We start from the raw sequence: 5,087 nt of genomic DNA, 5'->3' as shown, positions 1-5,087 counted from the left end.
TCCTGCGGCACGTACCCGAACTCCGGCCCCGGCGGGCCCGGCGGCACCCCGTCGTGGCGCACCTCGCCCTCGCTCGGCGCGCTCAGCCCCGCCAGCGTCTGCAGCAGGACCGTCTTGCCGGCCCCGCTGCTCCCGGCGATCACGGTGAGGGTCCCGGGGGCGACGTCGAGCGACACCCCGCGCAGCACCCGGCCCGCCCCGCGCACGTCCCGGCTCACCCGGCGCGCGCGCAGCCGCAGGCCGCCGTCCGGCGAAACGGACACACCGGCGGGACCACCAGGGGAGACACCCGGGCGCAGGGGCGGCGTCGACATGTGTGCAGCATGCCAAAGGAACGGGGTGGCGGACCCCCGCGGCTCGCGCGTCGTACCAACGATCGGCCGATCCGCCGGCGGCCCGGGACCACCCGTTCCGCGGCGCCGGCCCCGGTGTCCCGGCCCGGACACCGGCCGCGCGGAGGCGGGGGATCACGCCCGCCTCCGCCGCGGCCTGCTTGTCGTGTTGCGCACTATCCGTAGGACGGCGGCGGATCAGGGGTGTTGGCCCGCGTCCCCGGCATCAGAGGCTCACGCCGCCGGCGAAGGGCCTCGTCTGCCAGTCGTCGACCGCGGGCTTGAGGTACTCCATCAGTTCGGGAAGCTGCGGGACCAGGGTGAGGGTGGCGATGACCCGCAGCATGCCCAGGGCGTTGACGAAGGCGAGGACCTCCCCGTCGAGCGGCCTCGTGCCGTTGCGCCGCGCGCCGCGGTCGTAGGCGGCTTCGTGCTCGGGCCCGAGTGCGGCCAGGTCCCACTCGACGGGCCCCAGCGTGACCAGTTCGAAGTCGGCGTAGAGGTCGCCGTCGACCGCGTTGAAGATGTTCGCGGGCGGGGAGTCGCCGTGGATGGGCTGGAGGCCGGCGCCGGGGAACCGGGCCTCGAAGGCGCTGCGCGAGCGTACGAGGGGTTCGAGGAGCCGCCATTCGCGGCGGGCCCGGTCCAGCTCGGCGGCTCCGATCAGGTCGGGATGCCCGCCGAGCAGGGCGAGGCCGTCCGCGATGAACCGCGGGTCGGCCGCGGACAGGAACTCCAGGCGGCGGCCCGGGTAGGCGCGCAGCGCCGCGTGCAGGTCGGCGACGCTCTCGGCGTTCGCCCCGTAGTCGGGTTCCCGGTCCCGGGCCCCCTCGACGAACGGCCAGAACGTCATCGAGAACCCGCCGCGTTGCACGGGCTCGCGCGGCACGAGCGGGCTGGGCGCGATCACCGGGACTCCCCGGTCGGCCAGCCACCGCGTGACGTCCAGCTCGTCCTGCTGGCGGCGCGCGAGGGCGGCCAGGTCGTCCGGGCGGGGCAGGACGGTGGGAATCCGGGCCACGACCGGCGAGGGGGCCAGGTGGACGACGACCGAGAAGACGTCGTGGAGCACCGCGGGCCCGGTGACGGTCAGGCCCAGCCCGCGCCCGGCCGCGACGGCCGCCTCGACGGTGGCGGCGGTGCGGTCGGCGTGCTGCCGTGGTGTCAGGAAGGTGGTCATGGATCCCTTGTTCCCGTGGATGGACGGATGCCGGGCGATGCGGGGCGGGGCCGGCGGGCGGGCCGGACCGGGTCAGCGCCTGCGGCCGGCCTGCAGTTCCAGCCGCCGGGCTTCGAAGCGCGCACGGAAGTCGCGGTCGTGCGAGACCGCGACCACCGCCCCCGGGTACGCCGCGAGTGCCGCCTGGAGGTCCTCGACCAGGTCGAGGGCGATGTGGTTGGTCGGCTCGTCGAGGACGAGGAGGTCCGCGGGCCGGGTCACCAGGGTCGCGATCTGCAGCCGCCGCCTTTGCCCCACGGACAGTGCGGCGACCGGGACGTGCAGATCCTGTTCGCGGAACAGGCCCAGGGACAGGAGCTGTTCGGTGTACTCGTCCGGCGGCCCGGGCCGCCCGGCGGCGAACGCGGCGAGCAGCGGCAGCCGCGTGGCGCGCGCGGGCAGTTCCTGGGCGAGGTAGACGATCCGGGCGGGGCGGCGCGCCGTGCCCGCGTCCGGCTCCAGGTCGCCCGCCAGGACGCGAAGCAGCGTCGTCTTGCCCGCGCCGTTCTCGCCCGTGACCAGCAGCCGCTGTCCGGGCTCGATCGCCAGGAGCCCGTCCAGGCGCAGCCGTTCCCCGACCTGTACGCCGTCGAGGGAGGCGAGGGTGCCCCGGGCCGGGCCGCCGGCCGCCGGCGCCGGCGCCGTCGTGAACCTCAGCGGCACCGGCGGCTTCGCCACCGGGTTGCGCCGCAGCCGGTCCAGGCGCTCGCGCACCGAGCGCACCTGCCCGCCGAGCTTCGCCTCGCTGGAGCGGCGGTGCTTGCCGAAGCCCTGCTTCGGGTCGCGGCCGGTGCCGGCCAGCCGCCTGCCGGCGGCCTCCAGCAGCTCCTCCGTGCGGGCCACCTCCTCGACCCAGTCCGCGTACCGCTGCTCCGCTCCACGCCGGGCGGCGGCCTTCGCGGCCCGGTAGCCGGCCCACCCGTCGCCGTACCGGCGCACGGTGCACTCGTCGCGGTCGACCTCAAGGATCGTGGTGGCGATGCGCTCCAGGAAGCCGCGGTCGTGGGTGACCGCGACGACGGTGCCGCGGTGTGCGCGCAGCTGCTCCTCCAGCCAGCGCACGGCGGCCGCGTCGAGGTGGTTCGTCGGCTCGTCCAGGAGCAGCAGTTCGGGGGCGGCGGCCAGGACGCAGGCGAGCGCGAGGCGCGACTGCTCGCCGCCGGACAGCGAGCCGAGCAGGCGCTCCCGGGTGATCCGGGCCAGCCCGAGCCCGTGCATGGCGGCATCGACACGGGCGTCCGCCTCGTAGCCGCCGCGTTCCCCGTAGGCGGTCAGCAGCTCGCCGTACGCGGCGAGCTCCCCGTCCGACGCGTCGGCGAGGGACTCCTCTGCCGCACGGAGCCGCCGCTCCATGTCGCGAAGTTCGATCAGAGCAAGGTCGACGGCGTCCTGCACGGTGCGGTCCGCGTCGAGGCCGAGGGTCTGGGCGAGGTGGCCGGTTCCGCCGGGGAAGCGGACGGCGACCTCCCCGGCGTCCGGCATCTCGGCAGCGGCGAGCAGCCGCAGCAACGTGGACTTGCCGGAGCCGTTCTCACCGATGACGGCGGCCTTCTCGCCCGGCCGGACGGTGAAGGAGACCTGGTCGAGGATGGTCCGGGTGCCGTACGACTTGGTGACGGACCTGACGGACAGCTGCGCCACGGCGGGGACGGCGGTGGGCAAGGCGGTATGAGCGCGCTCGCGCATAGGGCTTTCCCTGGGCATACGAAGGGTCTACGGGCAGCAGAAACGGCATCTAGGGCCGTGCCCGGACTCAGACGAAGAAGAGGAAAGCCATGGCCCCACCGTAACAGCTCGACCGGACGGACCCCCACGGCCGCCCACCCGGCGGGCGCCTGCCGGCCCGCGACCGCCCTAGGACTCCAAGGCCGTACCGGGCCGCCAGTCGGCGGCGAGCAGCCCGAGCAGCGCCTCGTCCAGGAACTCGCCCAGTACCCACGCCGCCGAGCGCAGCACGCCCTCGCGTGCGAAGCCGTTGCGCTCGGCGGCGCGCAGCATGGCGGTGTTGTCCGCCAGCGTCTCGATCTGCAGCCGGTTCAGCCCGCGGACGACGAAGCCGTAGTGGCAGAGGGCGCCGACGATGTCGCTGCCGTAGCCCTTGCCGCGCGCATGCGGCATGAGCCCCAGCCCGACGTGCGCGGACCGGTGGTGGTTGTCGATGCCCCACAGGGACGCCGTGCCGACGAGCGCGCCGCCGTCCAGCTCCACGACGGAGAACGGGACGTTCCCCTCCGCCTTGTCGTCGACCAGCAGCGGGTTGTCCTTGGAGTCGGCGGCGATCGGCCGCCACGGCGCGGCCTGGGCCCGGGAGCCGGCGACGGCGTCGTCGTACAGGTCGGCCATCAGAACCGGGATGTCGTCCGCGTGCCGGGCTCTGAGCCCGACCTTCGTGCCTCGTAGCATGCCTGCTTCCTAACCGGCCGGACCTGCCCGTGGCAACCCGGTTCGACCAGGGCCGCAGTGCACGATCGGGGGAACCTCGGCGAATTCCGCCCCGCCGGCCGCCGGCTGTACGACGCTGGCGGCATGTCCATATATCAGGTCTCGTGCCCCGGCAAGGTGCTGTTCCTGGAGTCGGAGATCGCCGAGCTGAACGCGATCTCGGACGGCGGTCTCCGGGTGGAGCCTGCGCTGTGGTGCGAGTTGGAGAAGGGCCACGCGGGCCCGCACTGCACCCTGGCGGTCGGCGCCCGCGCCACGGACGACCTGCCGGCCCGTACGGTCTGGGCCCGCTGGCCCGAGGGCGACGAGTACGGGCCCGGGCGGGAGATCGCCGCGCTGCCCTCGTGCCCGGAGACGTTCCTCGAAGGGTCGGTCTCCTCGGAGTGCTGCGCCCTGCCGAAGGACCACGAGGGGCGGCACGGGTTCGAGTTCGGGCCGCCGATCAGCGAGTCCGACGTGATGCCGGACTGGGTGCTGAGGATGCTGGAGGGGGAGTAGGCGGCGGGGGCGACTTCGCACCTGCGGCGGCACGGCCGTCAGGCGATGAGGAGGCGCAGGCCCAGTTCCGCGGCGTCCAGGGCCAGCAGGTCGCGGTTGCGTTCCGCCCAGCGGCCCGACGCGACGTCGTCGCCGAGGGCGGTCACCGCCCGCCGCTCCGCCTCGGGACCCACGCGGGTCCACACCGACACCGCGCGGCGCACGTGCTCCTCCAGGTACGCCTCGGGGCGGCGCCAGTGCGCCTCGAAGAAGCCGTCCGCGCAGTCCCACGGGATCAGCACCGGCTCCGCGCGGCCGTCGATCGCGCGGGTCAGATCGGCCAGCGACGGCCAGTCGGTGAGGAGGCCCGCGAACTCCGGCAGGTAGTCCCGGGTGAGCCAGAACCGCTCGCGCCGCCCCGGGTCGCAGGCGTCGTACGTGAACACCACCACCCGCCGCGCCACGCGCCGCATCTCGCGCAGCCCCGCCACCGGGTCCGGCCAGTGGTGCACGGTGCTGACCGCCATCGCCGCGTCGAAGGCTCCGTTCCCGGTCGGAGCCAGTTCGTTGCCGAGCGCCTTGGTGAAGCCGACCACGCCGTGCTTGGACGCCGAGTA

At 74.7% G+C, this 5,087-nt stretch carries 6 protein-coding genes; 1 reads left to right on the top strand and 5 read right to left on the bottom strand.

The window, feature by feature from the left end; genetic code table 11:
- The 4 genes from H5J30_RS16995 to H5J30_RS16980 all read right to left on the bottom strand — a co-directional run.
- Positions 1-314: ATP-binding cassette domain-containing protein (locus H5J30_RS16995; RefSeq protein ID WP_220189002.1), on the bottom strand; the 314-nt coding region annotated here is incomplete at its 3' end.
- Positions 315-558: 244 nt separating this feature from the next.
- Positions 559-1,512, bottom strand: a complete 954-nt coding sequence (locus H5J30_RS16990; RefSeq protein ID WP_181788272.1) for an aminoglycoside phosphotransferase/kinase family protein — start codon at positions 1,510-1,512, stop codon at positions 559-561.
- Positions 1,513-1,584: 72 nt separating this feature from the next.
- Positions 1,585-3,237 (bottom strand): ribosomal protection-like ABC-F family protein, encoded by a 1,653-nt coding sequence (gene abc-f, locus H5J30_RS16985; protein WP_181788271.1) that lies wholly within the window; start codon positions 3,235-3,237, stop codon positions 1,585-1,587.
- 168 nt (positions 3,238-3,405) lie between these two features.
- Positions 3,406-3,954: a GNAT family N-acetyltransferase gene (locus tag H5J30_RS16980; RefSeq protein WP_181788270.1), complete on the bottom strand. Its 549-nt coding sequence runs from the start codon at positions 3,952-3,954 to the stop codon at positions 3,406-3,408.
- Between the two features lie 123 nt (positions 3,955-4,077).
- On the opposite strand from H5J30_RS16980, the gene H5J30_RS16975 reads away from it, so the two are divergent.
- Complete coding sequence (locus H5J30_RS16975) at positions 4,078-4,491, top strand: hypothetical protein (RefSeq protein ID WP_225795920.1); 414 nt, start codon at positions 4,078-4,080, stop codon at positions 4,489-4,491.
- A 38-nt stretch (positions 4,492-4,529) separates the two neighbouring features.
- On the opposite strand, the gene H5J30_RS16970 is transcribed toward H5J30_RS16975, so the two are convergent.
- A partial coding sequence (locus H5J30_RS16970; protein WP_258563368.1) for a methyltransferase domain-containing protein occupies positions 4,530-5,087 on the bottom strand: 558 nt, incomplete at its 5' end.

It is taken from the genome of Streptomyces phytophilus, from assembly GCF_013870535.1.
GTDB classification, from domain to species: domain Bacteria; phylum Actinomycetota; class Actinomycetes; order Streptomycetales; family Streptomycetaceae; genus Streptomyces; species Streptomyces phytophilus.
Note: the sequence above shows the minus strand (reverse complement) of the source record. Positions and strands in the feature narration are given on the sequence as shown.